The sequence below is a fragment of the Dysgonomonas sp. 511 genome (assembly GCF_010501105.1).
In the GTDB taxonomy this organism is placed as follows: Bacteria; Bacteroidota; Bacteroidia; order Bacteroidales; family Dysgonomonadaceae; genus Dysgonomonas.
Window position 1 is genome coordinate 1 of record NZ_QVMQ01000073.1, and the last position, 1,434, is coordinate 1,434.

A 1,434-nucleotide genomic window follows, 5' to 3' on the forward strand; every position below is an offset into this window, starting at 1 on the left:
TATTGCTGTCCGGTAAAACTCTCTAAAGATAAAAAAATATTGCTCGGCTACTGATTTTCAGCAGTCGAGTTTTGTTTTTCTTATTCCAAGCCCCCTCAGTCAAAAAGTGATGGTTCCGGTGGCGCTTTTGAGGCAGCTTCAAGAGCCATTTCCCAGTCTTTTCCGGGATTGTTGAATAAGCTGTAAAAGTCAACATAATACATCAGATTAATTCGTACCATTGTAGCAAGTCCTGAGAAACTCCACGAGCGAGTCAATCCCCGTTGCATGATCATCAGCAACAAGTTTGCCACAAGTGTCACCCATATTTGTATCTTAATGGCGTTGGCACTCTCTCCATAGAAGTATTTTAGAGGAAAGTTCTGTTTCATTTGTTTGAACAGCAGCTCTATTTCCCACCTTTGACGATATACGGCGATAATCTCTGTCGGGTCGGAGTCCATGTCGTTAGTCAGTAGACTGATGAGCTTACGTTTCTTTGTGTCTACATGCGTAATAATGCGTGCCTTATGAATTATAGAATTCCCGTCCTTGAGCGTCTTACGGAAAACGACATGTTGCATTCTGACTTCCATCAATCCCTCGGGCGTTTGATACATGATGTCTTCCAACGTCTCATAGCGAAGGCTCTTCTTCATCTTGGTAACATAAATAACTTCTCTGTGCGTGAGTTCTTCAAACTTGGCATAGTCAATGTAGGCACGGTCTATAGCCACAATATCGCCTTTGTGTAGTTTTCCTGGGCGGAGCATGAATGAATCATTAGTTGCCGCAGAAGTGAATTTAATGTCAGAAGGAACTCCCTCGTTAGCGTGTATGACGGTGTGTACCTTAATGCCGCCTTTCTTCTTACCATTCTTCGGATGCCGTCCTACACCCTTGAAAAGTAAGTTGGAAAACAGTGTTATAGTCGTTGAATCAATAATTTGCAGTCGCTTCATCCATTTGGGAGTCTTACCACTTCGGCTGTCCGAGCAAAGGCGCCCTCGGTGGGTAGCGTACAAGTCGCGATATATGGCTTCAAAGATTGTTTCCGAACGCCGCTTGTTGGCATCGGCCAGCGTGCTTTTGCGAGGCATTGTATTTATGCCCAGATGGCGCAATTTACGAGATTCGCCAAGTAGAGAGGCGGTAATCTCACGCAATGAGTCAAATCGCATGATTACCGCATAGAGCATCACTGTAAGATGTGAGTACCCACTGAAGTGCTTTATATAGCGTTCACCACCGTTTTTACGGCTTATTTCATGAATTTTCGACTTGTCGAGCAAATTTATTACCTGACAATAGAGCGGCTGTCCGCTAAAATGGCTACTTTTACCCATAGTTATTGAGATTGTTTGCAGACTTCTAAATAACTACTTAGGGCTGAATCCACCAAATGGAAGCAGCCCTAAGTATTTGTAGGCTAAAAAGTTTTACCGGACAGCAATA

General features: G+C 43.5%; 1 protein-coding gene. It reads right to left on the reverse strand.

The features are described from left to right. Window positions 1-95: 95 nt before the first annotated feature. On the reverse strand, window positions 96-1,325 hold the full coding sequence (locus D0T57_RS15285; RefSeq protein WP_163274335.1) for an IS4 family transposase: 1,230 nt from the start codon (window positions 1,323-1,325) through the stop codon (window positions 96-98). Between the last annotated feature and the right edge of the window lie 109 nt (window positions 1,326-1,434).

Bases quoted from the DNA above. Each gene is read 5' to 3' on its own strand.
- D0T57_RS15285 (WP_163274335.1), bottom strand. From the start codon at position 1,325: ATGGGTAAAAGTAGCCATTTTAGCGGACAGCCGCTCTATTGTCAGGTA.